Source organism: Gemmata palustris, from assembly GCF_017939745.1.
In the GTDB taxonomy this organism is placed as follows: Bacteria; Planctomycetota; Planctomycetia; order Gemmatales; family Gemmataceae; genus Gemmata; species Gemmata palustris.
Map to the genome: position 1 here is coordinate 4,985,390 of NZ_JAGKQQ010000001.1, position 26,214 is coordinate 5,011,603.

Genomic DNA, 26,214 nt, shown 5'->3' on the forward strand with positions numbered 1-26,214 from the left:
GTGACACGTCTCCTGGGAGAATCACTCGTGCGTGTGGTCCGCTCGCACGAACATCGAAGGAGATTCCGTCCGCGTCAGTTACGCGAGAATTGCGGAATGCGGCTCCGCTTCGGGCGGAGTTGTTCGCGCGTGCGTTCTGCGGCGACACGGTAGATTTCCTGAATCTGTGCTTGCTGGTTCGGCGCAAACGCCATGAACATAGGACACGGGACGAACGCGCTCATTCCCGCGCTCATTCCGCAGAACACGGGCACTGCGATAGGTGTCGGATCGAGTTGAGCAAGTTGGTCCCGGAATCGATGCTCTACCATGTCAAGCCCCTCGCAGCGACCAATAGCGAATCATTACTAATCAGGTATCCATAGTGCCTTATCTATTGCAATTGTAACCGCGCCAGTGGAGAAAGCAACTCGATCTGGGTATCGAAAGCAAATTTCCTCCGGTTTCTGCACATTTCGCAGGTGATTTCGTGAAGAAAATCTCGACTGCTCGAGTGATAATCAATTGCGAGCTCCGCGGTAATGATTGGTCCTATTTCCGCCACGGATGAGGAGATTTCACGGACGATCGGTGCCAGTCGACTGGTGGGTGGACGTGGTTCAGGAAGGTTCATCGCTGCGAACAGAACTCGTACCGCGAAATGAAGAAGTTGAAGATTGGGAAGCAGCTCGAGGATTCTCACTGGCCGGCGGATATCAGTTGTCCGTCTGAACAATTCTGTGGTGTGGGGCTCATCCCAATTGGGCACGGTGGGGGAAAATGCTCCCTGGTAATGGAAGCGTCCTCGCGACCAGATTGGCCGGAGGACGCGAGTCATCAGCGGTAAGCGAACTCTCAGGGGTAGGTAACGAGTTACTTCTTACCCTTGAGTTTGATTTCGGTGACCGTCTTCTTGTCCTTGTCCACGGTGATCTCGAATTTGTCCCCTTCCTTGGCCTTCTCACCAAAGTATTTCAGCACGTTCTCCAGTTTGGCGTCCTTCTCCCCGCGCTTCACTTTGGTGTCGTCCGTGATCTTGTACGTCGCGGTTTTGTCGTCTTCCTTGATCGTCAGTTCTTTCTTGTCGGTGTCGTACTTCACGAACGCCACCTCACTGGCAATGGCCAATCCGATCGTTAAAACGAATGCTAAGCCGGCCAGAACGAACTTACGCATGGGTAGCTCCTTATGTTGGGGCGATGAGGCGCGAAGCCCGGCTCGCGCAGGTGCCGAGCGAAATGTTGCACGAAGTGATTCAGCCGCCCGAACCGCTCACAACTCAAACTCCGCCTCTCCCCTCAGAGCGATGTCGGATCGGCCGGGGGCTGAACCACGTCGTTAATATGACTAGCCACATTCCTTTGGTCAACATTGATTGGGGCCGATTGTGCATTATCGCACGATGTTCGAGTCCACTCCGTCAGGTCTGGTGGGTGTGGAACTGCTGGAGCTAAAAAATGTGTAAAAAAATGCGCCCGATTGTCGCAACTCTGACGCCTGCTATATCAATTTCCAGCATGTCAGGGATGTCGTTTCCCGGACGGTGTTTACGGCGATCCGCTGAGGGCTCAGTCAGTGCCGCGTGGTTCCGTTTTTTGGTCCCAAATGGCGATCGGATCACAATCACGACCAAAGTTGTCGCAATTGCGTCTGCCCCGGGGAAGTTTAGAATCGCCGCAGAAGCCAACCGTACCAAGCACAAAAGCCGGAGACGATCATGGTGACTGCGATGATGAACCCGATGACCGCAATGCCGTCCTCATCCCCCGCGACCGGGATGGGAATGGGGATGCCGGCGGGCATGTCCCCGAACATGGTAATGGTCCCGCGCTGCACGATGAAGGTCGAGAAGTGCCCCGGCGGAATGAAAATCACGTGCATGTGCGACGATCCGGCCGCGTGCGTGATGATGCAGAACCTGTGCACCATGATGGCCGGCGGGATGTGCAGCATGTGTTGCACCATGAACGGCATGACCGTGTGCTGCTGCAACATGACGATGGCCGCGTGCAAGGTCGAGATGACCACGAACGGGTGCTGCGTCACCTGCACCAGCGGCGACAAGATGTGCTGCGACATGATCCAGGCGTGCTGCGACTGCATGATGACGTGCATGAAGTCCGGCTGCGCCTGCACGATGATGATGGGCGGCACCCCGGTGTGCTGCTGCATGTGCTGAGCGACACAACTTTCGGTTGCTGATCTCTCCCAGCAACACATTCACGAGCCCGCCGAACTTCAGTTCGGCGGGCTCGTTCATTTTCGCTCGCACTCCTTCCATCTCCACCGGCCCGACTTAACAGAGTCGGCTCTCACTTGTTGACGGTACGAAGTGTGAACCGCTAATATCGACCACCGCGGTCGACATTCGCCCCAGCAGTCCACCTCAACACGCGGCAGGACTTCCGATGAGGCTCTCGCGCAAGACGGATTACGCCCTTCGGGTTCTTCTCGCGCTCGCGGACCGCTGGGGGCAGGGGCCGATCTCGATGAACGAGCTGGCCAAGCAGAACGACGTGCCGAAGAAGTTTCTCGAACACATCATGCTCGACCTGAAATCGCAAAAGTGGGTGGAAAGCTCGCCGGGGCGGATGGGCGGGTACGTCCTCGCGCTTTCGCCGGAACGGATCACGCTCGGCCAAGTCGTGCGCCACTTCGACGGAATTCTCGCCCCGGTCGGGTGCGTGTCGATTTCGCACAACGAGGCGTGCAGCCAGGCGCCCACTTGCCGGTTCCGGCGCGTCCTCCTGGACATCCGCAACGTGACCGCGGCGCACATGGACAACGCGACGCTCGCACAGGTGGCCCGGAACGAACCCGTTGCCGACCGCGAAGTGTTCAGCCTGGAACTGGTCGGCGGGGACGGGATCTGACAGCGGCGGAGGGTGCGATGCCACGCGGAAAGACGTTCGACACGGTGACCGCCACCATTGGTGACACGCCGATGGTGCGCATCAACCGCTTGGTTCCGCCGGACCACGCGACCGTGTTCGCGAAGTGCGAGTTTTTCCAGCCGCTCAATAGCGTGAAGGACCGGATCGGAGTGGCGATGATCGAGGCCGGCGAGCGCGCCGGCGCGGTGACCGCCGATACGCACATCATCGAGCCGACCAGCGGGAACACCGGGATCGCGCTGGCGTTCGTGTGCGCGGCGAAGGGTTACCGGCTGACACTCACGATGCCGGAGTCGATGTCCGTGGAGCGCCGCGCGCTCCTGCGGGCGCTGGGAGCGCACTTGGTGCTCACCCCGGCGGCCGGGGGCATGCGCGGGGCGATCGCGCGGGCGAACGAACTGGTCGCCAAGACGCCCGCCGCGTGGATGCCGCAGCAGTTCGAGAACCCGGCGAACCCGGCCGTTCACGAGGCGACCACCGGCCCGGAAATCTGGGCGGACAGCGGGCACGACATTGATGCCGTCGTTGCGGGCGTCGGCACCGGTGGCACCATCACCGGCGTGACGCGCTTCGTCCGCCGGTTCAACCCGAACTTTCAGGCGATCGCGGTGGAACCGGTTCACTCCCCGGTCCTCAGCGGCGGCGCGCCCGGCCCCCACAAGATTCAGGGCATCGGCGCCGGGTTCGTGCCCAAAAACCTCGACCGGTCACTCGTGAACGACGTGGTGACCGTGACCAACGACGAGGCGTTCGAGTGGGCGCGCCGGCTGGCCAAGGAAGAGGGGCTGATGGTCGGCATCAGCAGCGGGGCGAACATGTGCGCGGCGGCGAAGGTCGCAGCCCGCCCGGACTTCCGCGGCAAGCGGATCGTCACGATCATGAACAGCTTGGGCGAGCGGTACCTGTCCACTCCGCTGTTCGAGGGACTGAGCGGGTGACCAGACTGAAGCGATGCCCACGCGAGTTGACGGAGTCGGTTCGCAAATCCGCCCGATGCGCCGTACCGCTCTTGGCATTATCGTCAGAAACGCGACTATACTAATCAGACTCGCAATCAATTTGATGCCGATGGCATCGTCCTCGGTAAACGCGCTTTAGAAACAATCAGAGAACGCACATCGGCATAATGATAGCGATATAAATTGTTAAAATCTATCGCCCGCTTTGACGCTCATTGATTTCAGCTCACTATTGCCCAGCAGTTGATTCCTCTCGGTTCGCGCCGCCCCTCTTCGTAGTCATTCATCGACGTATTCATGCCGGCATTAACTTGACGGAGTAATCCCTGTGGTGCCCGAATCCGCATTCGGGCACGTTGACCTCGTCGAATTGCCGTGTAAATTACAAATGCGATGAACGTAGTAATCATTCTGCAGCCGGATCAGTGACCTCCGCAGTGTGATCGCCCTGAGCGGCGCGTATGTGGTGCCCGAGGCCCGTAAGGACGTGTTCGGCGACGAGGCCGCGCGTAAGTCGCGCCCCCGCTCACGTGGTGCGTCGGGGCCGGTAAAGACGCGCCCGTCCGCGACGCTCGTCAGCGCGAAGACCCAGGCGCAGGTGATCGAGGCGAAGGACCGCGAACACGGCACGCTGTTCACCAAGATCGCGACGGGCGACCCGACCGGCGAGTCGGTCGTCGTGTTCATGCACAAGTACAGCGGGAAGAAGTGACCCCTTCCCGCCGTCTGCTCGCACCGTTGGCGCGCTGAATGAAGGAGAGAGCATTCGGCGCGCGGCGGCGACAAGTTTCGTCATCGCTCAGTGGCGTTTGAGGAGCGCTGCGGGCGGTGCGAGCAGTTTTCTGTTCACGACGTGAGACGGGATTCGGGCAAAAGTCGTGCGGCAGTGCCTTGCCGCGAAGTACATGATTCGGGCGGAAATAACGAGCGAACGAGGGAGTTTGGGATGGTCGCGCGCGTCGTACTTTCTGATGCGGGACAGGACGCGGTTCTCGGTGCGGACACCGAGTCGCTCGTCGCCCGGCTCACCCGGGCCGCCTACGAAGTGGCGCTGCGCCACCGCCCGGACAAACCGTTCACCGAACTCGAACTCGCGCTGTGGCAGGAGATCCGCACCGTGGTTCTCGGTGCGCCCGCTGCAGGCACACCGGAAGCGGCGTGAGCACTCAAAGCCACCGCGGGTACACACGATTCGGAACCGGCCCCGGCTGTACCCGACGCGACCGAGGTTTGAGGGCACGGTGGGATTGGAGCAATCAAGTTCGAGGTTAGTGCGCTCATCCAGCTAAATTGGGACCACACCACCTTTCAAACCACTATCCGAGTTCGAGGTGAACGGCGAAGCATACAAGCCAACGAAGGCGTGAAATCTTCACGCTGGCCCGCGCCCTTGCTCCAACCGGACTCCGCCCAGAGGCGGAGTGACTCAGCCGTACTTCTTGTGGCACTCGGCGGAGGTCATTTTGAGCGCCTTCACGAGTCCGCCTGCGAGTTTCTCGCCGGCCGGGTCGAGGTACAGTCGGCCGCTCGTTTCCTTGATGGTCTTGTCGTACCCGATCACGTGGACGTTGAAAATGAACGCGGTATCGGACGTTGATTCAAACCAATGGATGTTGTCCTTGTGATCGGAAATAGTTGAGAGCTCGCCCGGTCCGAAGGTGCGGTCGATCGTGGGCCGGATGACGTAGTGGTCCTTGTTGGTTTCGACGCGGTCGTAGTGGCGCCCGTGCCACTTGCCCTTGAGGACGATGAACCCGGTACACATGTTCGCGTGGCCGTGGGGCACGATGGATCGGCCCTTCTTGCACCCGAAAATCTGCTTGCCGAATCCCACCTCTCCGGGCAGCCCTTCCACCTTCGAGAGATCGAACCCGACGTTCGCGGCGCCGTTGTCGGGCAACTTGGTCTTCTTCTCCACCTCGTCGAGTTTGATGAGTGTGCAGAGGTCGGCGAGATCGACCCGCTTGTACAGGTCTTCCATCTTGGTCTGGAACTGCACGTCGGTGAGCTTTTGGCCCTTGAGATCCTTGGTAATCTCGACCAATTCACCCATCCACTTTTGAATAGTTGGCTTGGTGGAGTCGGCGAACAGGTCGCGCGCCCAGAGCGTTTCAATGAGCGAGAACGTGATCGCGGAGCCGACGAGTTGTGCGTTGAATGCGCGGCGGGACTGCATGACGAGAACTCCGGGGAAGGTGGGAGCGCGTTGAGAGTACCCGGCCCACCACCCCGTGTGAAGCGCCGACAGTCGCGCAATTACCTGCCGATTTTCTCCGTTACGCGCGCACCGAGCGGCTTGAGAGCGTCCACGCGGTCGGCATTGAGTCGCACGAAGCCGGACCACTTCGCGGGCACGTCCGCGTCGAGGAAGATCGCTCCGACCGGGCACTCCGAGGAGCACGCTCCACAATCGATGCAGTCATTCGGGTCGATGTAGAGTTGTTGCTCGTCGCCGTAGAAGCACTCCATTGGACACACCACCACGCAATCCGTGTATTTGCACCCCACGCAGGGCGCGGTCACGACGTGCGCCATTGCGCACCTCCTCTTCATCGGGAAGTTTGAAACCGCGGAGCCGAATTGCACGTTATGTGCCGAGTGAAATGTGCTTGAAATGCAGCGTTTTGAATCGCGATTGACGACGAAATTTGGTTGCGCAACGAAGCGTGGTCACTCGCCGTCGCGCGTGAGGCCGTGCTTGCGCATTTTGCCGTAGAGGGTGGTGGGCTTCAGTCCGAGTCGCTGAGCCGCACCGCCGGGGCCGTAGATGCGCCCGTCGGCTGCTTTCAGGGCCACCGAGATGCGAGTTTTCTCTTGTTCGGCCCACGTGCGGGCGGTTTCGATCGGCGAAGCCACCGCGAGCCACGCGGGATCGATCACGAGTTCGTTACCGTCGCTCACGATCACCGCGCGCTCGATCACGTTCTGAAGTTCGCGCACGTTCCCGGGCCAGTCGTGTGCATCGAGTGTGCGAAGCACCCGCGCGGGGATGATTGTGGCGGGGCGGCGATGGCGCTGAGCGAAGTACGCGAGGAAGTGGGCGGTGAGGGCCGGAATGTCGGTTTTGCGCTCGCGCAACGGTGGAAGCGTGATAGGAAACACATTCAGGCGGTAGAAGAGGTCCGCGCGAAACGAGCCGGCGCGCACCTCGGACGCGAGATCGCGGTTCGTCGCCGCGACAAGCCGGACGTTGACGGCGATCGGGTCGCCACCGCCCAGGCGCTCCACGACGCCCTCTTGGAGCACGCGGAGCAACGTCACTTGTACGTCGGCCGCGAGGTCGCCCACTTCGTCGAGAAAGAGCGTGCCGTTGTGCGCTTGCTCGAAGCGCCCGACGCGGCGCTTCACCGCGCCCGTGAACGCGCCCGGTTCGTGGCCGAACAACTCGCTCGCGACCAGCGCGGGTACCAGCGCTGCGCCGTTCACCGGTACGAACGCGGCCCGTGCCCGGCGGCTCTGCTCGTGCAGCGCCCGCGCAACGAGTTCCTTGCCGGTTCCGGTTTCGCCGAGGACGAGCACGGTCGCGTCGGTGGGGGCCACTTGCTCGACGGCGCGCCGGACGTGGGCGAGTGCTCCGACAAGTGTCATGATGGGTTCGGGCCGATGTAGGCGAAACGCGGGACCGTTTCGCCGTTGTGGTTGACCGTTTCGAGGAACATCGCCCGCGGGCGCACCCACAACCCGGTGGCGTTGTAGAGCGGCTTGTACACGACGAGCACTTCGTCCGTCTCGCTGTGCCGGGCGACGCCAATCACTTCGTACTCGCCGCCCTTGTAGTGACGGTACCGGCCGGGAACGGGTTCGTTGCTGGACATGATGATCTCGTAGGGTGGGTCCAGGCTCTGCGCAGGCCCACCATCTGGTCTTCGGCTGAACGATGGGTCCGGGAGCTTGCGAACGCTTCGTTTATATTCGCGCTCGCAAGCGGGTGTGGTGGGCCTGCGCAAAGCCTGGACCCACCCTACAAAACACAAAACTCGGCCCGCGCCTACTTCGGCTTCACTTCTTTTGGTGGGGGTGCGACGGGGCGCGGCGCGGGCTTCGGTTCCTCGGCTTTCTTCGCCGGCTCTTCTGCCTTCTTCATCGGCGGGTCCGTTTTCTTCGGCTCGTCGGGCGCCTTTTCTTCCGGCTTCTTCACCGGCGGAGCAGGTTTGGTGTCGTTGATCGCGATCTTCAGGTTCTTGCGCACGCCCTCGATCGTACCGTGGAGCAGGAACGCCTTGCGCGACACGTCGGCTTCTTTCTCCGCGTCGTCCAACCCGGTGTCGATGATCTTTTGTGCGTCCGGTCGGTGTGCGAGCAGGGGGCGCACGGTCAGGAGCGCTCCCTGATAGACCCGGTACGCGCCGGCGAAGTCCTTGCCCTCGTTGTAAAGGTCCGCGCCTTTGTTATGCACAGCGCGGAGCGTATCGATCACGAGCTTGTCGAACGCCTTTACGTCCGGCAGCTTCGGCTCGTCCGCGGCCCGAGCGGGTGCGCTCCAGCCCAGCGCTGCGACGAGCGCGAGTACCGCCAGGTTCCTGGTGGTCATGTGCTTCCTCCTGCGTCAACTTATTTGAAAGCCTACGCGCCAATCATGACGCACTCGAGTCGGGGTTGCAACGCGACTCCGGTTCCGCGTAGCATCTGCGCGAATCAGTTTTTTGCCCCCGCACGGAAGCGGAACCGTGGCCGACAAGCTCACACAACAAATTCTGGACGCGCTCAGCCGCGGCGCGGCCGAGCCGATCGGCTTGCCGCTGTTCGCGGGGAAGACCGAGTCGGGGCTGTTCCCGAACGCCTCCAGCGCCAAACCCGTCGCACAAAAATGCCTCGCCGATGAGCTCGTGCGCGTCGTCGGCACCGACGCGAAGAGTAAAACCCCGCGCGACCTCTACGGCCTGACCGAAAAGGGCTGGGAGTTCCTGCTCGCGGCCGTGAACCCGAAACAGGTGCTCGAAGACTTCGTTCGCGTGCTCGAAGCCCGGCAGGGCGAGATCGGCGAACTGCTTTCCACCGCGCGCCGGATGGCGGACAATTTGCAGGGGCTGAAAGATGCCGTTGCTCGCGTTCTGCCGAGTGTGACAGTAGCGAAGATCCAAGAACCTAACCCCCCGGCCCCCTTCCCTAGGAAGGAAGGGGGAGCAGAACCAAATACCGAAGAACCCGCGCGGTCTTCGGTTTTAAGCCCCTCTCCGTTTAGGGGAGGGGTTGGGGAGGGACTGCTGCCCGAGGCCGTCGCCGTTCTCGAAACATCCGCCACCGCCCTCGCGCCGGCGGTCCTCGCGTACCTCGCGGACCGCTCCGGTCCCACCGACTGCCCGCTGCCGGAGTTGTTCCGCGCGCTGGCGCTGACGGACGCGCTCACGATCGGCGCGTTCCACGACTGCCTGCGTCAGTTGTGTGCGGACGAGGCTATTTCGCTTCCCGCGTGGACCGGCCCCCTCTACGCGCTCCCGGAACCGCAATACGCGCTCCTCATCGGCCACGGGATCGCTTACTACGCTTCGCTTCGCTCGTAGGATTCGGACAGGAACAGGATCGGGTGAGTTGCGGCCGTGCCCGCTTCTCTTCCTACAACCGGAGGTTCAAGGATGAACGCTACTGCTCTCGCGCCCGAACCGACACTCACCGGCCGCACCCGCGACGTCCTGAAGCGCGCCGGGAACCCGTTCCGCAATTACTTCGCCCGTAACCCGGATGATGAGGTGTGCGCGCGGTTCCACGTGCCGGAACTGTTCGCGGCCGAGCGCGACCTGCTGCACGCGATCATCGACCTGTACCGCTACGACCCGCAGACGCACAGCGAGGTCGTGCCCATTCTGGGGAACAAGGGCGCGGGGAAGACGCACCTGCTCCACAGCATCAAGCACGGCATGGGCGGCCAGTGGCAACTGCTCGTCACGCCGGGCGTGTACCAGCGCGATTCGGACTTCCTCGAATACCTGCTGTTCCAGATCATCGACACGCTCCTCGGCGGCGGGAAGCAGAAGGGCGTGCGCCCCCTCGAGTTCGTGGGCGACCAGCTCGTTCGGCGCCAGCTCGGTGTCGCCCTTCGTGAACTGTCCGACGAGGAGAAGGTCGAACTGTTCCCGCCCCCGGGGTTGGGTCGGTGGGCGCGCCGACTCGGTCTGGGCACGCAGCAGGCCCGCGAGCGCGCCGAGTGGCTCGCGGAGAACCTGAGCGGGTACTCGAACTTCGCCCGGATGCCCACGCCGGTTTCTCAGGCGCTCACCGATGCGGGGCTGACGCCGCAGAAGGCGTTCGATCTCGTTTGCACGCACGTCCAGAAGAACGAATCGCACAACGCGGCCGGGCTCATGCGCCGGCACATCTTCCAGGGGTTCGCGAAGGCGGCCCTCCTGCGCGACGAGAGCGACCTCGCGAACTTCCTCACTTACGGGTTCGCGGAACTCGAGTTCCACGTCCGCCCCACGCGGCAAGACCTCGTGCTCGCGCTCTTCAAGGTGCTGACGGAAGTGTTCCGCAGCCTGAAGACGCCGGTGGTGGTCGCGTTCGATCAGCTCGAGGACCTGCTCCTCGCGCGCCGAACGGACGATGCGCACCGCACCGCGGAAGCGTTCTTCGCGGGCATCGTTCAAGTGATGCACCAGATCGACGGTTTGTGCTTCCTGATCTTCGCCGAGCGCGGGTTGTGGAACCGCTTCGTGCCCTCGCTGGACGGCTACATTCAGGACCGGCTGAACAACCCGGTTCACGTTCCGAAGCACGGCACCGTGAAGGCCATTCGGCTCGAGGCGCCGCCCGCGGATCTCGTGCGCCGGGTCGTTGAAGCGCGCCTGCGCACGTGCTTGAGTGAACTCCCGGCCGGCGAATCCGTGTCGGAAATCTTCCCGTTCGTGGACGAGCAGATCACGCGCATCGCGCGCACCGAGCCGACACTCCGCGACATGCTCCAGCAGTTCCGCCACCTGTTCGACCACGTGGTGTACGGCCCGGATGACGCCCACGCACCGGTGGCCCGGGTTCCCGAATCGGTCAAGGTGGAGCCCGGTAAGCCGGCCCCCGAGCCCGAACTCCCCGCGAGCCGCTTCGACGTGGCGGCGGAAATCGCCACGCTGCCGGAGTTGCCTCCCGCTCCGATCATCGAACCCCAATTGCCGGAACTGCCCGTTTCGTATGACCCCGTGAGCCGGATCGCGGCGCTGCTCGGGCGCGACGAAGACGATGCGCCCACTCCGCTCCCGACGCTGACGATCAAGCACGTGGAGGTGATCGAAACGCCGGCCGAAGCCCCCGCGGAAGAGCCGCCGGTGGCGGAAGCCGGGCCGCCCGCGCCGCTCCTCATGCTCCCGCCGGCGGTCACCGACGACGTACCGATGGCCGTCGCAGTGGACCCGGAAGAAAGCGTCACGAGCAGCGAGCCGATTGTTGAAGAGCCGGAACCGCCCGCGCGGCCCGTCGTTCACGCTGAAGCCCCCACGGTTGTGGCAGCCGCCCCGGAGGTGCCGGCCGTGGTGCCGTTTCCGTCAGCGGTATCCGCAAACGTACCGCCCGCCGTTGTGGTGAAGCCGGCCGTTTCGGTCGCGGCCACGGGACCGGCCGTGGCACGGGACAGCCACGCGGCACTGGTCGAACTGTGGGAGCAGGAGCAGCGCGCGGCCCGACGGAAGCTCGAACCGGAAGGCGCACTCACGGGCGCGACGCGCGAACTCCAGGCGGGGTTGGGGGCGTTCCTGAGCGTGTGCCACGAGCACGGCGTGAAGGTCGGCCCGTGGCGCCTCCAGCACGTCGTCAACGAGTGGTCCTACGGCGAGCACCCGACTTACGGTGTCGTCACGATCGCGCACTGGGCCTGTAAGGACGCCCAGCCGTGGCGCATGGGACTGGGGCTGTTCCTCGCTCGCGGGGCCGGGAAGCCGAAAGACCTGGAAGTGAAGATCGCGGTGCTGGACACCGAGCCGGCGGTGGTCGATCTGCTCGTGCTGCTCCGCCCCGAGGACGACATCGCGACGACCGGTAAGAGCAAGACGCTGCTCCAGGACGCGGAGCGCCGCGGAAAGCACACGCGCCTGGAGCCGGTGTCGCTCGACGGCTTCGCGCAGATGTACGCCTTCCCGCGCTGGCTCGCGGCCGTGCGCGAGTCGCTCCCCGAAGGCGCGCCGCTGCCCAACCTCGCGGACATCATCCAGGAGAAGGGCGAGAAGCTGCTCGAACAGGTGTGCATGCCGGTCCAGGGCTGAGGTCCGGTGATGAAACGACGGCCACGCACTATTTTGGTGCGTGGCCGTCGCCATTGACCCACGCGAACCCGTTGCCCCATCCCCGGCGAATCCACCGGGCGAGCAACTCGGGGCGAGTTGTCACCCCAAAGTGAGTGAAGATCACTTTGACGTACTGGTTAACGGTGTACTTGCTGATTCCCAGTCGCGCTGCAACTTGCTTGTCCGAGTCCCCCTCTAGTAGACACCGGAGCACCTCCCGGACCCGCGGCGCGAGGGCCGCGGGCGATGGCTCCGTGAACCGGGCCAGTGCGTTACCAACGAGCGGCGCCAGTACCGCATGAGCTTCCCGGACGAGCGCCTTGTGCCTTGTGGTGAAGTCTTTTTCTCCGGCCGCGCGCCCGAGTGTGACAGAATTAAACTCGGTCGGCGCCCCAGGAAGTGCCCGGTAGCACTGCAGAGTGTGGTCGACACCGATTCCGAGGTGGATCACTTCATAGTATCGTGACCGGTACCAGCTCGCATCTGGTAGCAGTTCCGTGCGACTCGCACAGAGGCCGTCGTCGCGCCGGAGGCGAGCAAAGTAAGCAACCAGCATCTCCGAAAAGCTCGGATCTTCGCCGAACTCGATGAGCGCCCGTATCCACGCCCCTCGGTCGAGCCCGTTGGTCCACCCCCACTCGGTCGTACCGAGGGCGCGCGGGCGCGCCCCCAGGCACTCTGCGAACTCGCCACCCACAATGAGATCGGCGCCCGTAAGTGCTCCGAGCCGCGCGAACCAGTGCCGGCGCCACGCGCCCGGGTCGTCACCCAGGGCGCGGCACTCGTGAACCAGTTCGTAGATGGAGCGTATGTCGCGGAGCCGAAGTGCGGAAGACGGCATGATTCACCTGGGCGCGGGTGATGGGGCAATCCCTAATTTAAGTGACTCACGCAAATACGGAAACGCAATTACTGTCTCCTAAGTTCTGTCGGCCCAGTTCGGCGGTCGAAGCGACCGATCGAAAGACACGCCCTGATTCAGGATCGGAGACTGAGAGATGAAGGTGCGCACTTTGCGTTACTTCCCGCGTTCCCGGCTCGTCGTCTTGGCACTTGTTTGCGCGCTCAGTGGTGCGACCGCAGGCCGTGCTCGTGCGGCGTACATCCACTCCTACGCGAGCGGATTCGTTAACGCGAGCCCGGGGACTGCTGCGGGAAGTGGGAATTACAGCAATTCACTCACGGCGGAGGGGCAGCTCACCCTCATTTCAGGGTTGCTCCAGGCGTCTGAATGGAGTGGCTACTCGAACAACGGCGACGCTCCTCGCGGCACCCGCGCCGAAGGTAAAATTTTCGGCGCCGTCGCTCCCCTGGCGGACCGGCTGTTCTCGCTTGGCGCGTACTCTTACGGGTACGATAATGATTTCTACTTCGACGCCGGGGCGTACACCGCCATCTCGCTCGGGTTCCGTGACATCATCCGGTACGGCGGCTCGAACCCACCGCCCGTTTTGACGCTGACCTTCCGAGCAGACGGGCTCATGAGCTTCTCGCCCTACAATGTGAACACCTCGAACGGCACATCCGGGGTCGAATTCGGTTACCAGTTTTCCGCGTTTGATAATCTGTCTGGGTTTTTACCCGGATCGAGCAATCCGCCGCAAACGCGAACGAACATTGGCTGGCCCGGGAGCGCAGCCCCGACGGAAAAAGCAGTCGATATGACTTTTAGCCACGATCTCAATTACAACCCGGAGATTGGCGGTTACGCATTCAACTTGAACGTCTACACGACCACTTCGGTCTTCGCTTGGAACCGCGAGGGGCGCGCGGATTCCGATTTCTCGCACACCGTGGCTCTAAAAGGTGTCGCACTCGGTGGCGGCCAAGCCGTTGATCCGCGGTTACTGACATTCGACTCTGGGTTGAGCTTGTCCCCACAAGTGAACCCGACCCCCGAGCCGAGCAGCCTCGTGCTTCTGGCGACCGGCGCCGGTTTCTTGCCGGCGCTGCTCAGAAAGCGGCTACGGAAGATGGCACCGGCCCCAACGCTCGCGTCCTGATTCCGTGATCGATCCTCTGTGGCCACACGTGTCATCACTGTCGCAGTAGATCCCACTTGTCCCAAGGAAATTTGTCATGCGCACGTTCATCTCACCCCGGTTGCTCGCACTATGTGGCACCTACTTGTTTTTGCTCGGTGCGCCCGGATCGATTCGCGCGGCCGACTACGATTTCGTCGGGGCCGCCGTCTTCACGAACATCCAGAACGGTCTGGGGCGCGGTCAAGACGTTCCGTACTACGGCATCGGAACGAGCGATCGGACCGGCCCAAACCTGCAAACCGGTAGCATCCGGCCGACATCTGCCCCCGCGCCGGTCGGACCGGCGACGTTACAGTTCACGGGCGAGGTCGGCGCACACCCGCTGCTCCCCTTCGGGCCGAAAATTCACATCATCTCCACTGCGGACGGCCAGATCGTGTGTACGTGGAAGGCGACGTTCACGATCCAGTTCGTTAGTGCAACGGACGTGATCTTCAGTGGGGATGGTGAATTTACAGTCACCGGCGGGACCGGGAAGTACAAGAAAGCAACGGGCAAGTTTCGCACGCTGTTCGCAACAGGTCCAATTCCACTGACCAGCGATAGTGCCGTTGCGGGCGTTACGCAAAACGGAAAGATCAAGCGTTAGGCCCGAGATCCGGTGAACGGCCGGGGCTGCGACTTGTTCGCCCCGGTTGCGTTACGCGGTCGCGAAATGGCAATTTCGTTCCCCTTCCACTTGCCCCCTTCGACGAACACGAACGTGCGCGCCAGGGGCGTGCAACTGCGCTCAAAGCGCCTACATGAAAGCGCACTTGCCACTCGCACTGTGAGGTAACTACGCCCCGCTTGAGGAGCGCGAACAGGCCCTCATTGGTTCATTGGACTCGCGCCGAGAGATGCCCGTCGCGTTCCTCGCGCTTGTCACATTCGTTGTGTCCGTTGTTCAAAGCACCTCTGATCGATCACGGAACCGAGTTGAGTGCGTCGCCGCGGAAACTATAACACCTTCCGCGAACGGTTCCCTCTATGGTGATCGATGACCTACGACGAGGCCATTTCATTCTGGTACGGGCGCATCAACTACGAGGTGCGGTCGGCGGGGCCGCTCGACCTCAAGTTGGAGCGCATGCACGCGCTCCTTCGGCGCCTGGGCGACCCGCAGGACCGACTGCGCCTGGTTCACGTCACCGGGACGAAGGGGAAGGGCTCGACGTGCGCGATGCTCGCGTCCGTGCTGCGCGCGGCGGGCTACCGGGTCGGGTTGTTTACATCTCCGCACCTCGAGTACGTCGAAGAGCGGATGCAAGTTGACGGCGTACCCATTTCGCACGCGGAACTGGCCGCCCGCATGGAAGAAGTCGCACCCGCGGTGCGCGCGATGGAAGAGGAAACAACGCTTCCCTCGCCCACGTTCTTCGAGATCGGCACCGCCCTCGGGTTCTTGCACTTCGTGCGCCGACGGGTCGATATCGCGATTCTCGAAGTCGGGCTCGGCGGGCGGTTCGACAGCACGAACGTGTGTCAGCCGCTCGTGTCGGTCGTCACGAACATCGGGTTCGATCACACGGCCCAACTCGGTAACACGCTCGAAGCGATCGCATACCAGAAGGCCGGCATCATCAAGCGCCGCGTGCCCGTTGTGAGTGGCGTGACGCAACCGGAGCCGCGTGCGGTGATTCGCGAGGTGGCTGCGGAGATGGCCGCCCCGTTGTGGGAAGTGGGAGAACCTCCCCCCCCGGCCCCGCGAGAAGCTCCGCGGACAGGGCCGGAGAGCAAGGCGAGGGGGGACGGGGGGGGAGGCTCTTCTCTCGGGCTTCTTGGAGCGCACCAAGTTCAGAACGCGACCATTGCGGTCGCTGTCATTGACCGACTTCGCGACGCCGGAATGCGTATCCCGGAAGTAGCGATCGCGCGCGGGTTGGCAGAAGTGAAATGGCCGGCGCGCATTGAAGTGATCCGCGAGCGCCCCGCCATTATCCTCGATACGGCGCACAACGTGCCGAGCGCGGAAGCGCTGGTAAACACGCTCCGCGCCGCGTTCCCGCAAAGCGGCACGAAGAGGGTCGTGTTCGCAGTGTCATCCGACAAACAGTTCGCAGACATCCTTCGCGTTCTGGCGGACTACTTCGATCACTTCCACTTAACGAAGTACGGTAACAATCCCCGGGGCGTGTCGCCGGAGAAGTTGGCCGCGACACTCGCCGCGGTCGCGCCGGGCAAACCGTTCAGCGCCCACGCGACCGCTTCCGATGCGTGGAACGCGGCCCGGTCCGCAACGACCGAGAGCGATTTGGTGTGCGTCACGGGGTCCGTTTTTTTGGCCGGCGAATTGCGCCCCGCACTGACGGACATTTAGTCGTCTTATCGTGTCGGAGTTATCGGCGCGCAACTTCTGCCCCCGTGTCCCCCGTGCGTTGATTTTCCCCCGAGCGCGTTGTAAAGTTTTGAGTCTCGCAACTTGCTGTTCACCCATTCTCTTTCTCGCCCCAAACTTTGCCCGCGTTCGTTCGCCAATTTCGCCTAATTCTCCTTCGCCGAGAGGTAAGCTTTTTGCGCACGAAAACACATCCTTCCACCCGTCTCGGGGTGGAGTGGCTCGAGGAACGCGCGGTTCCGGCCGCATTTTTTGTCGCAATCAACGGATCGGACTCGGCCGCCGGAACCGCCGCCAGTCCGTGGAAGACCCTTCAGCACGCGGCCGATGTCGTTCGGGCCGGGGACACGGTCACGGTCAAAGCGGGAAGTTACGCGGGGTTCAATCTGAACACCGATGGCACGGCCGCGTCCCGGATCACCTTCACCGGTGAGGCCGGCGCGAAGATTACCAGCCGGAACCCCACGACTGCGGACGGGATCAACCTCGAAGGTGCCGACTACATCACCATCCAGGGGTTCAGCATCAGTGGCGCGGGGCGGGCGGGGATTCGCTCGGTCACGAACCACGATGTCGTCATTCGCAACAATAACTGCGACAGTAACGCTCGATGGGGGATCTTCACCGGATTCAGTGACAACCTCACGATCGAGAACAACGTCACGTCGCGCTCGGCCCAGGAGCACGGCATCTACGTGTCCAACAGTGGCGACAACCCGGTCATCCGCGGGAACGTCGCGTGGGGGAACAAGGGCGCCGGCATCCACATGAACGGGGACGTCAGCCAGGGCGGGGACGGGATCATCTCGAACGCCCTGGTCGAGAACAACGTCTTGTACAGCAACGGGACCGGGGGCGGATCGGCGATTAACGCCGACGGGGTGCAGAACTCCGTGTTCCGCAACAACCTGATCTACAACGCCCTCGCCGCCGGTATCACCCTGTTCCGGCAGGACGGGGGTGGGGCGTCCAGCGGGAACTTGGTGGAGAACAACACCGTTCTCGTCGCGTCGACCGGGCGGTGGGCGCTGAACATTGCCAACGGGAGCACGAACAACACCGTTCGGAACAACATCCTTTACAGCGCGCAATCGTTCCGCGGGGCGATCTCGATTTCCGCGGACAGCCTGTCCGGGTTCGTGAGCGATTACAACCTCACCGAGAACGTCTTCTCGGTCGACGGTGGCAACACCGCCCTCTCTCTGACCCAGTGGCGCGCCGCGACCGGGCGGGACGCACACTCGTTCACCACAGCAGACCCGAATTCGCTGTTCGTAAACCCCTCGGCGGGCGATTACCACCTCAACGCGACGAGCGCCGCGGTCGATAAGGGCACGACCACCGGCGCGCCTCCGACCGACGCCGAAGGAACGCCGCGACCGAGTGGCGGTGGCGTGGACATCGGGTACGACGAACTCGCAACCAGTCCCCCCCCTCCTCCGCCGCCCCCGGCCTCACCTCCGCCTCCCCCACCCGTAACAGGGCAACCGTTCGCGGTCGGGACGAACGGAGGAACGGTGGCCGAGGTCACGATGTACAACGCGGATCGCACCGTGCGGTTTACTGCGACCCCGTTCGGTAGTACGTACACCGGTGAGGCCCGAGTCGCAGTCGGGGACGTGACCGGGGACGGGATCGCCGACATCGTCGTCGGGTCAAATGGGCTGATGAACGCGCAGATGGTGATCGTCGACGGGGCGACGGGGAAGGTCCGCCCCGAGCAATTCCTCGCGACAAACCATTATTACGGCGCTCTGTCGGTAGCAGTCGGGGACGTGACCGGGGACGGGATCGCCGACATCGCCGTGGGAACCACCGGAGACCGGGCCGTGCGGGTGTACCGCGGTGGCGACTACGCGAAGTTAACAGAATTTTCGGCCGGTCCTTCAACGGGTTACTGGGGCCAAACCCAGGTCGCCCTCGGCGATCTCAACGGCGACGGCAAGGCCGATCTCGTGGTCTCTTCGCTATACTCGACGGGAATAACCGTTTCAGGGTTCACCGGTACATCGCTCCGCGCGGGGAGCACCCCGGCCGCGCTGTTCAGCACCTTCTCGCCGGGTGCGGAGGTATCCGGGAAGGGGGTGTCCCTCACTATCGGGGACGTGAACGCCGATGGGTACGGGGATCTCATTCTCGGTGCCGGGGCGTGGGGCAATGGGCGCGTGGCCGTGTACTCGGGCAAATCACTTGTGCAAGCGAACAGCAAAGTGGTACTCGCCAATTTCTCGCCCTCGGGTGCCGTTGGTTCGGCGGGGATCCGGGTGGCCGTGCGCGACATCAACGGCGACGGGAAGCTCGACATCGTCACGTCGTCGGGTGAACAAGTGACGGCTTACAACGGGAGCAGCCTCCCCGTGACCGGGCTCCCGCCGGGTCTGTTTGCCTTCGACCCGGACACAACTGTTGCCGGTGGTGTTTGGATCGGGTGATCCGGAACTTCACGGACGCGACTACTAAAAACCGCTCGCGCTCGGCGCACAACCAAATCGCGCCGAGCGTTTTTGGAGTGAATCGCGGTCAACATCACCCGTTGACCCTTTGGTGTTGGTGTCCGAAATCCCATCGCGCGGTGAGGCGGAATCCCGCGCCGCGCGTTGCGTGTTCGCGGCGCGTGCGCTACAGTTGCCCAGTTCCCTCCCGTCGGGGCACGAAGCCCGGTTCGATCAGCCGTTACTCGTTCGGCCAGCTCCCCAAAAAGGGTCTTCCCTTTGTTCAATCAACGTTCGCGCGCGGCGAAGCGCGGGTCCGCCTCGTTGTCTCTGCTGGAACTCGAATCGCGCGACGTCCCGACGTTCCTCACCAACCAGTTATTCCCGGTCGATAACCCGTGGAACCAGGTGGTTTCCAACGCGCCCGTGGCGAGCAACTCGAACGCGATCATCAGCCGCATCATCAACCGTCACGGTGGAACCGCGCCGACGATCCACGCCGATTTCGGCAACCCGACGACGGACGGCGCGCTGTACGGTATCCCGATCAACGTCGCGACCAGTTCGACCCCGAAGGTCACGGTCGTGGTCCCGAATTTCGGCTACCCCAGCGAGAGCGATTCGGTTCAAGTGCCGATCCCGACCGGTGCGGTCATTGAGGGCGACGGCCCCACGGGACCGGCCGCGCCGGGGAGCCGCGGGGACTCCCACCTGCTCGTTTACGACCGCGACGCGAACGTGCTGTACGAACTGGTCTCGGCCGTCCGCCCGGCGGAAACCGTCTACCCGTATGGCGGCGCGCACCCGACCGGGCAGTGGGGCGCGTACCAGGTTTCGTACTGGGATCTGAACACGAACTACTTCCGCACGGTCGGGGATACGTCCGCGGACGCGGCCGGGTTGCCGATCCTGCCCGGGCTCGTTCGCCCTGATGAAGTGAACCCGGCGCCCGGCGGGGCCGGCGCGATCGACCACGCGATCCGCATGACGGTCCAGCAGGTTACGGACTCGTTCGTCTTCCCGGCCTCGCACCTCACCACCGGGTACCACGCGACCGATTTGCCGCGCATGGGCGAGCGGTTCCGGCTGAAGGCGAGCTTCGTCATTCCGAATTCGTGGTCGGCCGAGGCGAAGGCGATCGCTCAAGCGATGAAGACGTATGGCGTCATCGTCGCGGACAACGGTTCGGACATGTTTTTTCAGGGCACTCCGTCCGCGCAGTGGAACATGAGTTCGGTGCTGCAAGTGCAGTCGATCCGAGCTTCGGATTTCGAGGTGGTGGACCTGACGCCGATCGTGACGGGCTTGAGTACCCGTGCGGGGGCGATTGGCGGCGGTACGTCCGTCACGATCACGGGGAAGAATTTTTCGGGGGCCGCGGGCCGGTTGCACGTTCTGTTCGGGACCGCGGAAGCTGCTTCGTACACCGTCGTGTCGGACACGCAAATCGTTGCCGTCGCGCCGGCTCACGCCGCCGGGTACGTCGATGTGCGAATCCAGTCCGGTGAGAGCGAAGTTGACAACAACGGGCAGACGGTGTTCTTCGGCTACGGCACCTCGGCCAACACCGCGGCCGATGATTTCGCTTTCGGTAACGTCCCGCTGCCCCCGCCGCCGAACGCACCACCGGTCAGCCCAATTCCGTCCGGGCGCGCTCCGGTTCTTTCGCCGGTCGTGGTGAACGCCCCGGTCGGCACGCAAGTGATCCGCGTGCTGAACCCCGGCGGATCCACGCGCACGGTACTGACGCCGCACCCGGGCTTTGTGGGCGGAATCATTGCGGCGGCCGGTGACGTGAATGGTGACGGCGTCGCCGACATCGTGACCGCAGCAACATTCGGCGGTCACGTGAAGGTCTTCGATGGCGTTTCGCTGGCCGAACTGCGCAGCTTCTACGCCTTTCCCGGGTACGTTGGCGCCATCAATTTGGCCACAGGCGATATTACTGGCGACGGGGTGGCCGATCTGCTCGTCGCGGCCAACATCAACGGCCACGTGAAGGTGTTCGACGGGATCACCGGTAACTTGGCGATCAGTTTCCTGGCCTACGCCGGGTATTCCGGCCCCATCGCGCTCGCCGCAGCAGACACAAACGGCGACGGGCGCGCGGAACTGATTACCGCGGCCGATGGCGGCCCCGGTGTTCACGTCAAGGCGCTGGCGCCGGACACTTTGGCTCTAAGCGACTCGTTCCTCGCAACCGGCCCCGGTAACGGCACCGGCTTCAGTGTGTCGGCCGGCGACTTGGACGGGGACGGAGTTGCCGAGTTCCTGGTCGCACAAGGACCACGGGTGCGGGTCATCGATTCGCGAACGAGGGCCGCGCGCGCCGATTTTATGGCCTTCGATGCGGCTTCCCCGGCCCGCGTGACCGTGCAAGCGGCACAGTACGACGGCGACCCCTACGCGGAGCTGATTGCGATCGCTGAAATGCAGGGGCGCTCGCACGTGAAAGCGTTCGACGGGCCGGGCTTCGGACTGGCCGATTCGTTCTTCGCCGACACCCGCTGATTCAGACGGGGCTGGCGCACGTCAGTTTCCATCGCCAGTACTCCGGCATCGCGACTTGAATCCCGTCGCCGACATTTCCGTTTTGCACCCATAATCTGTTCCGGTCGGAGTGCTAGAATGGTCAGCGCCTCTCCGGCCGGTTGCGCGGATCGGGCGAAACGGTTGGCGTTCGCCCCGTGGCGTGGTGAAATAACTTCATGAAGCTGCTCACCTCAGTTTTCCCACGAAGCGGACGGGTGCTGCCGGCCGGGGGCTGGTTCACACTCGCGGTCGTCGTGTTCGTTGCCGGGCTCGAAGTCGCCGGGCGCTACGCCACGTCCGACCTCCACGACGGGCTGGGCGCGTTCGCGCTCGTCGGCGCCGGGGTGCTCGTTGCGGTGCGCCACCGGCGCGAACCGCTCCCCTGGGTCATCAGGCTCGCGGGCGTGGGGCGTAAGCTGACCGGGTCCGCGGCTTGGCTCCGCTACGACCACGGCATCGACTTGCGCGGCGTCCCCCCGCTCCCGCGGCGCACCCCGCCCGTTGTGTTCGCGATCATCGCGCTGCTCTTCGTATGGGGGCTCGTCGCGGCCGGCGCGTGGCTCGCGTTCCCCACGGGCTGGCGCGTCGTCGGCTTCTACTCCTCGTACACGCTCTACCTCGGGTTCATGCTCGCGCTCTGGGGCGCGCTGGCCGCGGTCACGTTCGTGGGCGTGTTCGTACCGATCGCGGTCCTCGACAAGCGGTTGAAGAACGTGGTCGGCGACACCGACCGGCGCGGGGCCGAGCTCGCCGCCATCGTGGGCTACGCGGTGCTCGTCGCGACCGTCGCGTGGGTCGTGCCCCCGGTCGCGGTTCTGGTAACGTGCCTGGTCGTGGCGGTCGTCGCGTGGGTCGCGTACTTGCCGCCCGGCAACGACGGGGCCGCTCTCTTGTGGCGCGCCGCGACCGACAGACCGGTGTTCGCGGTTCCCCTGCGCCGCGCACTCGCCGTCATCGTGGGGCTGACTGCGCTGCTCGCGTTCGACATCCTGTTGACCGCGTGCGGCGGGCGCCTCTTTGACGTGCCGCGCAGTGACGACACCATGCCCCTTACGGCGCTGCTCGGCACCGTGACCGCGTGGCTCCTCCCGGGGGTGCTGTGCGTGCTCGGGGCCAAGCTCTCCGGCGCGCGGAGCGGCGACCCGGCCCGGCGCACGCCGCCCACGCTCCACGTCTCCGGTGCGGATTCGACCACCGTCCGGCGCGCCGTTCAGATCGCGCGGGCGTGGGGCTGGTTCGTTCGTGCGGCCCCTGCGCCGCGCGAACCCGGGCAAGTCGGCATCGAGGTCGTCGAGGCGGATGCGTCCGAAGCGGCGGAGTTCAACCCGCACTGGCCGCTGAAGGTGAGTCTCGCGGACCTCGAACTGCGGGCCGTGAAAGAGCGCCTGGACCGGCGCGACGAGATCAAGGTTCGGCGCCAGTTGTTCCGCGGGTTGCAGAAGCTGTTCAAGAGGGCGAGCGCGTTCAAGGGGCCGGCCGGCGGCGGGTTCTGGCTCGCCCCGCACTGGTGGTTCGTGGAGGGCGTCGGGCGCGAGGACGCGGACTCGGCCAGCGAGGACGCCCCGCCGCTCGTCGGCCCGGCGTACCACCGCGTCCTGACCGCCCGCGCGCGCCAGCACGCGCACGCAGTCCTGCGCGCCACACAGGTGGACATGATCTTCGTGGAAGACGGTGTAACGTTCCGCAACCTCGAGCGCGCGCTCCGGGTGCTGACCGAACTGTACGACGTTCACGGCGGGAAGCGGCGCGCGGAGGAGATGCACTTCCGCGGCATCCCGAAGGTGAAGGCGATGATCCACGAGTACGAACCGGGCAACCCGTTCCGCTCGGATCTGTACCCGGAGCCGAAGTTCGATGACCTGTCGCGGGTCCGTGTGCTACACATCTTCCGCGACCGCGGCGCCCACGAAGAATTGACGGACCAGCCGTTCGACTTCTCCTCGACGCCCGCTCCCGTGGGGATGTGGGGGTAAATTCCATTACAGGGGCGCGCGTTCGTTCGTGCCCGAATGTGGGCGGGAAATTGCTGTCGGATCGGCGGCGGTCGAAGTACAGTAATAGTCAAGTTGGTACGTCAATTACGCACTGTGTCTCCAATGACGACACCGCTCATCCCCGAGCCGAGTCGTGCGACGGAAATCGCGCGTCTCGAACTCGCCCGGCTCGCGCAGAGCGAACCGCTCGATGCTGTGTTCCGGCGTGCGTGTGAGCTGTCCGCGGGGGCGCTCGCGGTCGAGCGCGTCGGGGTGTGGCTGTTCATCGACGACCGCACCGCGCTCCGCTGCGCGAACCTGTTCGAGCGGGCGAAGGGCGAGCACTCGGCCGGGGCGATTCTGCGCGTCGAGGACTTCCCCAACTACTTCGCTTCCCTCTCGATTCGGAAGGCCGTTCCCGTCGAGGTCATTGGGAACGAATCGTGGACGGCCGAACTCGCCGCTAAATACCTTCAGCCGCTCGGGATCGGCTCGATCCTCGACGCCGGGATCTTCCTGGGCGGCGAGCTGAGCGGGGTCGTGTGCCACGAACACGTCGGTCGGCCCCGCGAGTGGACGACCGAGGCACGCGACTTCGTCGGCTCGATCAGTGACCTGCTCGCACTCCGCATTCAGTCGGCCGAGGTGCGCGAGCTGCGCGCGGCGTTCCTGACGCAAGACGAGCGCGCGGCGGCCCAGGACAAGGCTGCCGCTCTGGAGCAACTCGCGGCGGGCGTGGCCCACGACTTCCGCAACCTGTTGTCCGTGTTCCTCGGGTACGGCGGGCTCCTGAGTCGGCGCACCGACATTCCGGCGGACGCGCGGAAGCAGGCGCGGGACATCGTAACGGCGGCGGAGCAAGGAGCCGCGCTCGCTCAGGGGCTGATGGAGTTCGCACGCCCGAAGGTCGCGCCGCCGTCCGTGCTCGATCTCGGGACCGTGATCGCCGAGTTCCAACCGATCCTCAAGGCGGCGGCCGGTTCCCGGCACGAACTGCGGTACTCCCAGCCCACCGAAGTCGGTCAGGTGTTCATCGAGAAGGAGCAGTTCACGCGCCTGCTGCTGAACCTCGTTCTCAACGCGGGCGAAGCCATGCCCGAGGGCGGGCCGATCAAGATCCGCCTCGTGCCCGTGAAGCTGACCGGAAACCCCAGTTACCTGGGGCGCTTCGTGCTGCTCGAGGTGTCCGATACCGGGGCCGGTATCGACGAGGAGACGCGGCGCCGGATGTTCGAGCCGTTCTTCACCACCAAGTCGAAGGGTACAGGCCTAGGGTTGGCGATCGTGCGCCAAGTGGTGGACCGCGTGGGCGGGTTGATTCGCGTCGAGAGCGCGCCGGGTAAGGGGACCACATTCCGCGTGTTCTTCCCGCGCGTCGGGGCGAGCACCGGCGGCACCTCGCTGTTCCCCATTCTGCCGGCGACGGAAGAACCCGACCTTACGTGACGCCTTCGCGAAAATCGACTTCCGCTGTTTTGCATTCGTGCTCGGTTCAGTTCACGCGGCGGTCGAAGTCCGGGATCTGCGTGAACGCGACCCGCGACGGCGCCGCGTCCCGCATCCCGAACATTGCGCCCAAGTAGACGACGCTCGAACCGAACTCGGCGTTCGCGTTGTCCATTGCGTGTGACAGGTCTTCCGCCTGGCGGTCCTCATCGAACAGGGACGGCGTCGCGCTCCGGGCCGGTACCAATTCGCTCAGCACCGTCCCCACTTTGAACGGCGTGTGCCCGCGGGTGCGGTGCTCCCACAACTTCGCCGCGGCCGCGACGAAAGCGGGCGTGTCCCGGCACCGCGGCAGGCGCACGCTCTCGTCCCACCGGACCGAATCGTCCCGCCCGGCGCCCAGAAAGCGCACGCCCACCGATAGCGAACCGGCCCAGTAGTCGATCTTCCGTAACCGCGCCGCGGCCTTGTGAACGAGGCGCATGAGCACGCCGTAAGCGCCCGCGTCGGTGCGCAGCTCCGGTGGCAGAACGTGCGAGTGACTCACGGTCTGGCGCCGGGTCGGTGCGTCGGTGACCTCTTCGCCGTGCAGGAGCCGGTACCACCGTTCGCCGTGAACTTTACTGCCCCACACTTCCGCGAGCGTCCGAGCGGGCGCAGCGCAGAACTGTGAAGTGGTGAAAATGCCGTACAGCTTCAACCGCCGTTCCATGCGCGGGCCGACGCCGGGGAAATCGTTCAGCCTTAACTTGTGGAGCTTGTGCGGTAGATCCGCATCGGTGAGGGTGGTCAGACCGTCCGGCTTCTGCATGTCGGCCGCGACCTTCGCCAGCAACACGCTCGGGCCGGCGCCGATCGAGCACCCCATGTAATCGCCCGCGAGGGCGCGGATGGCGCTCTTGATTTGTTGCGCGATGGCCGTGACTTTTTGGGGCTCGCGCTCGGCTCCGGTCAGCCGGCACGACATTTCGTCAATCGACACAACGTTCTCGATCGGAATGACGCTCCGCACGGCCGCGAGGATGCGGTTGTGCATGGTGACATAGCGGCGGTGGTCTCCGGTCACGAACGCGATTTGAGGGCACAGTTTGCGGGCCTCCCACACCGGCGTACCGGTTCTGATACCGTAGGCTTTCGCCTCGTAGCTCGCGGCAATGCACGAGGTGGTTTCGGCCCTCGTGGGAATGACCGCGACCGGGCGGTATCGCAGGTTCGGATCGTCCTGCTGTTCGACGGACGCGAAGAACGAGTTCATGTCAATGAACAGGTGTCGGAGTGGCACAGCGCGACCTCTTTGATTCATCCGTTCACTATTTGTGGACTTAGTGAATATAAGTGCGCTACATTTCGCAAAACGCAACCGACTGGTAGTAAAAAGGGCCGAAATTTTCGTTACCCGACATCGCAGGAATGGGCGCAGTCGATGTGGAAAA

The 26,214-nt window shown here is 64.0% G+C and carries 22 protein-coding genes; 14 read left to right on the plus strand and 8 right to left on the minus strand.

Annotation, left to right across the window (positions count from 1 at the left end):
• Positions 1-852: 852 nt before the first annotated feature.
• On the minus strand, positions 853-1,155 hold the full coding sequence (locus J8F10_RS20465; protein ID WP_210656878.1) for a hypothetical protein: 303 nt from the start codon (positions 1,153-1,155) through the stop codon (positions 853-855).
• A gap of 541 nt (positions 1,156-1,696) precedes the next feature.
• On the opposite strand from J8F10_RS20465, the gene J8F10_RS20470 reads away from it, so the two are divergent.
• The 5 genes from J8F10_RS20470 to J8F10_RS20490 all read left to right on the plus strand — a co-directional run bounded on the left by J8F10_RS20470 (position 1,697) and on the right by J8F10_RS20490 (position 4,994).
• Positions 1,697-2,158 (plus strand): hypothetical protein, encoded by a 462-nt coding sequence (locus J8F10_RS20470; RefSeq protein WP_210656880.1) that lies wholly within the window; start codon positions 1,697-1,699, stop codon positions 2,156-2,158.
• A 229-nt stretch (positions 2,159-2,387) separates the two neighbouring features.
• Positions 2,388-2,852 (plus strand): RrF2 family transcriptional regulator, encoded by a 465-nt coding sequence (locus tag J8F10_RS20475; RefSeq protein WP_210656882.1) that lies wholly within the window; start codon positions 2,388-2,390, stop codon positions 2,850-2,852.
• A gap of 17 nt (positions 2,853-2,869) precedes the next feature.
• On the plus strand, positions 2,870-3,811 hold the full coding sequence (cysK, locus tag J8F10_RS20480; RefSeq protein ID WP_210656884.1) for a cysteine synthase A: 942 nt from the start codon (positions 2,870-2,872) through the stop codon (positions 3,809-3,811).
• A gap of 460 nt (positions 3,812-4,271) precedes the next feature.
• Positions 4,272-4,544, plus strand: a complete 273-nt coding sequence (locus J8F10_RS20485) for a hypothetical protein (RefSeq protein ID WP_210656886.1) — start codon at positions 4,272-4,274, stop codon at positions 4,542-4,544.
• A gap of 234 nt (positions 4,545-4,778) precedes the next feature.
• The gene (locus J8F10_RS20490; RefSeq protein ID WP_210656887.1) at positions 4,779-4,994 is read left to right on the plus strand and encodes a hypothetical protein; all 216 of its coding nucleotides are present in this window, start codon (positions 4,779-4,781) and stop codon (positions 4,992-4,994) included.
• Between the two features lie 264 nt (positions 4,995-5,258).
• On the opposite strand, the gene J8F10_RS20495 is transcribed toward J8F10_RS20490, so the two are convergent.
• From J8F10_RS20495 to J8F10_RS20515, 5 genes are all read right to left on the minus strand, one after another.
• The gene (locus J8F10_RS20495; RefSeq protein ID WP_210656889.1) at positions 5,259-6,008 is read right to left on the minus strand and encodes a hypothetical protein; all 750 of its coding nucleotides are present in this window, start codon (positions 6,006-6,008) and stop codon (positions 5,259-5,261) included.
• 80 nt (positions 6,009-6,088) lie between these two features.
• On the minus strand, positions 6,089-6,367 hold the full coding sequence (locus tag J8F10_RS20500; protein WP_210656891.1) for an indolepyruvate ferredoxin oxidoreductase subunit alpha: 279 nt from the start codon (positions 6,365-6,367) through the stop codon (positions 6,089-6,091).
• Between the two features lie 135 nt (positions 6,368-6,502).
• A complete protein-coding gene (locus tag J8F10_RS20505) occupies positions 6,503-7,420 on the minus strand; it encodes a sigma-54 interaction domain-containing protein (RefSeq protein WP_246523456.1) in 918 nt (305 codons plus the stop codon).
• Positions 7,417-7,647: a DUF1653 domain-containing protein gene (locus J8F10_RS20510; RefSeq protein ID WP_210656893.1), complete on the minus strand. Its 231-nt coding sequence runs from the start codon at positions 7,645-7,647 to the stop codon at positions 7,417-7,419. Before J8F10_RS20510 ends, J8F10_RS20505 begins: the two co-directional genes overlap by 4 nt.
• A 173-nt stretch (positions 7,648-7,820) precedes the next feature.
• Positions 7,821-8,363 (minus strand): hypothetical protein, encoded by a 543-nt coding sequence (locus tag J8F10_RS20515; protein ID WP_210656895.1) that lies wholly within the window; start codon positions 8,361-8,363, stop codon positions 7,821-7,823.
• A 136-nt stretch (positions 8,364-8,499) separates the two neighbouring features.
• On the opposite strand from J8F10_RS20515, the gene J8F10_RS20520 reads away from it, so the two are divergent.
• Complete coding sequence (locus J8F10_RS20520) at positions 8,500-9,333, plus strand: hypothetical protein (RefSeq protein WP_210656897.1); 834 nt, start codon at positions 8,500-8,502, stop codon at positions 9,331-9,333.
• A gap of 72 nt (positions 9,334-9,405) precedes the next feature.
• The gene (locus J8F10_RS20525; RefSeq protein WP_210656899.1) at positions 9,406-12,015 is read left to right on the plus strand and encodes a hypothetical protein; all 2,610 of its coding nucleotides are present in this window, start codon (positions 9,406-9,408) and stop codon (positions 12,013-12,015) included.
• Between the two features lie 28 nt (positions 12,016-12,043).
• Here the strand turns inward: J8F10_RS20525 and J8F10_RS20530 are convergent, their stop codons facing one another.
• Positions 12,044-12,877, minus strand: a complete 834-nt coding sequence (locus tag J8F10_RS20530; protein WP_210656901.1) for a helix-turn-helix transcriptional regulator — start codon at positions 12,875-12,877, stop codon at positions 12,044-12,046.
• A 157-nt stretch (positions 12,878-13,034) separates the two neighbouring features.
• On the opposite strand from J8F10_RS20530, the gene J8F10_RS20535 reads away from it, so the two are divergent.
• The 7 genes from J8F10_RS20535 (at position 13,035) to J8F10_RS20565 (ending at position 24,781) form a co-directional block, all read left to right on the plus strand.
• On the plus strand, positions 13,035-14,039 hold the full coding sequence (locus tag J8F10_RS20535) for a PEP-CTERM sorting domain-containing protein (protein WP_210656903.1): 1,005 nt from the start codon (positions 13,035-13,037) through the stop codon (positions 14,037-14,039).
• A gap of 76 nt (positions 14,040-14,115) precedes the next feature.
• Positions 14,116-14,670, plus strand: a complete 555-nt coding sequence (locus J8F10_RS20540) for a hypothetical protein (protein WP_210656905.1) — start codon at positions 14,116-14,118, stop codon at positions 14,668-14,670.
• Between the two features lie 390 nt (positions 14,671-15,060).
• Complete coding sequence (locus tag J8F10_RS20545) at positions 15,061-16,380, plus strand: bifunctional folylpolyglutamate synthase/dihydrofolate synthase (RefSeq protein WP_210656907.1); 1,320 nt, start codon at positions 15,061-15,063, stop codon at positions 16,378-16,380.
• Positions 16,381-16,574: 194 nt separating this feature from the next.
• Positions 16,575-18,830 (plus strand): FG-GAP-like repeat-containing protein, encoded by a 2,256-nt coding sequence (locus J8F10_RS20550; protein WP_210656909.1) that lies wholly within the window; start codon positions 16,575-16,577, stop codon positions 18,828-18,830.
• Positions 18,831-19,154: 324 nt separating this feature from the next.
• Positions 19,155-21,341 (plus strand): FG-GAP-like repeat-containing protein, encoded by a 2,187-nt coding sequence (locus tag J8F10_RS39100; RefSeq protein WP_246523457.1) that lies wholly within the window; start codon positions 19,155-19,157, stop codon positions 21,339-21,341.
• Between the two features lie 197 nt (positions 21,342-21,538).
• Positions 21,539-23,335: a hypothetical protein gene (locus J8F10_RS20560; RefSeq protein ID WP_210656912.1), complete on the plus strand. Its 1,797-nt coding sequence runs from the start codon at positions 21,539-21,541 to the stop codon at positions 23,333-23,335.
• A gap of 123 nt (positions 23,336-23,458) precedes the next feature.
• On the plus strand, positions 23,459-24,781 hold the full coding sequence (locus tag J8F10_RS20565; protein WP_210656914.1) for a GAF domain-containing hybrid sensor histidine kinase/response regulator: 1,323 nt from the start codon (positions 23,459-23,461) through the stop codon (positions 24,779-24,781).
• Positions 24,782-24,827: 46 nt separating this feature from the next.
• Here J8F10_RS20565 and J8F10_RS20570 read toward each other — a convergent pair whose 3' ends face one another.
• Positions 24,828-26,063, minus strand: a complete 1,236-nt coding sequence (locus J8F10_RS20570) for a DNA polymerase Y family protein (RefSeq protein ID WP_210656916.1) — start codon at positions 26,061-26,063, stop codon at positions 24,828-24,830.
• Positions 26,064-26,214 lie beyond the last annotated feature (151 nt).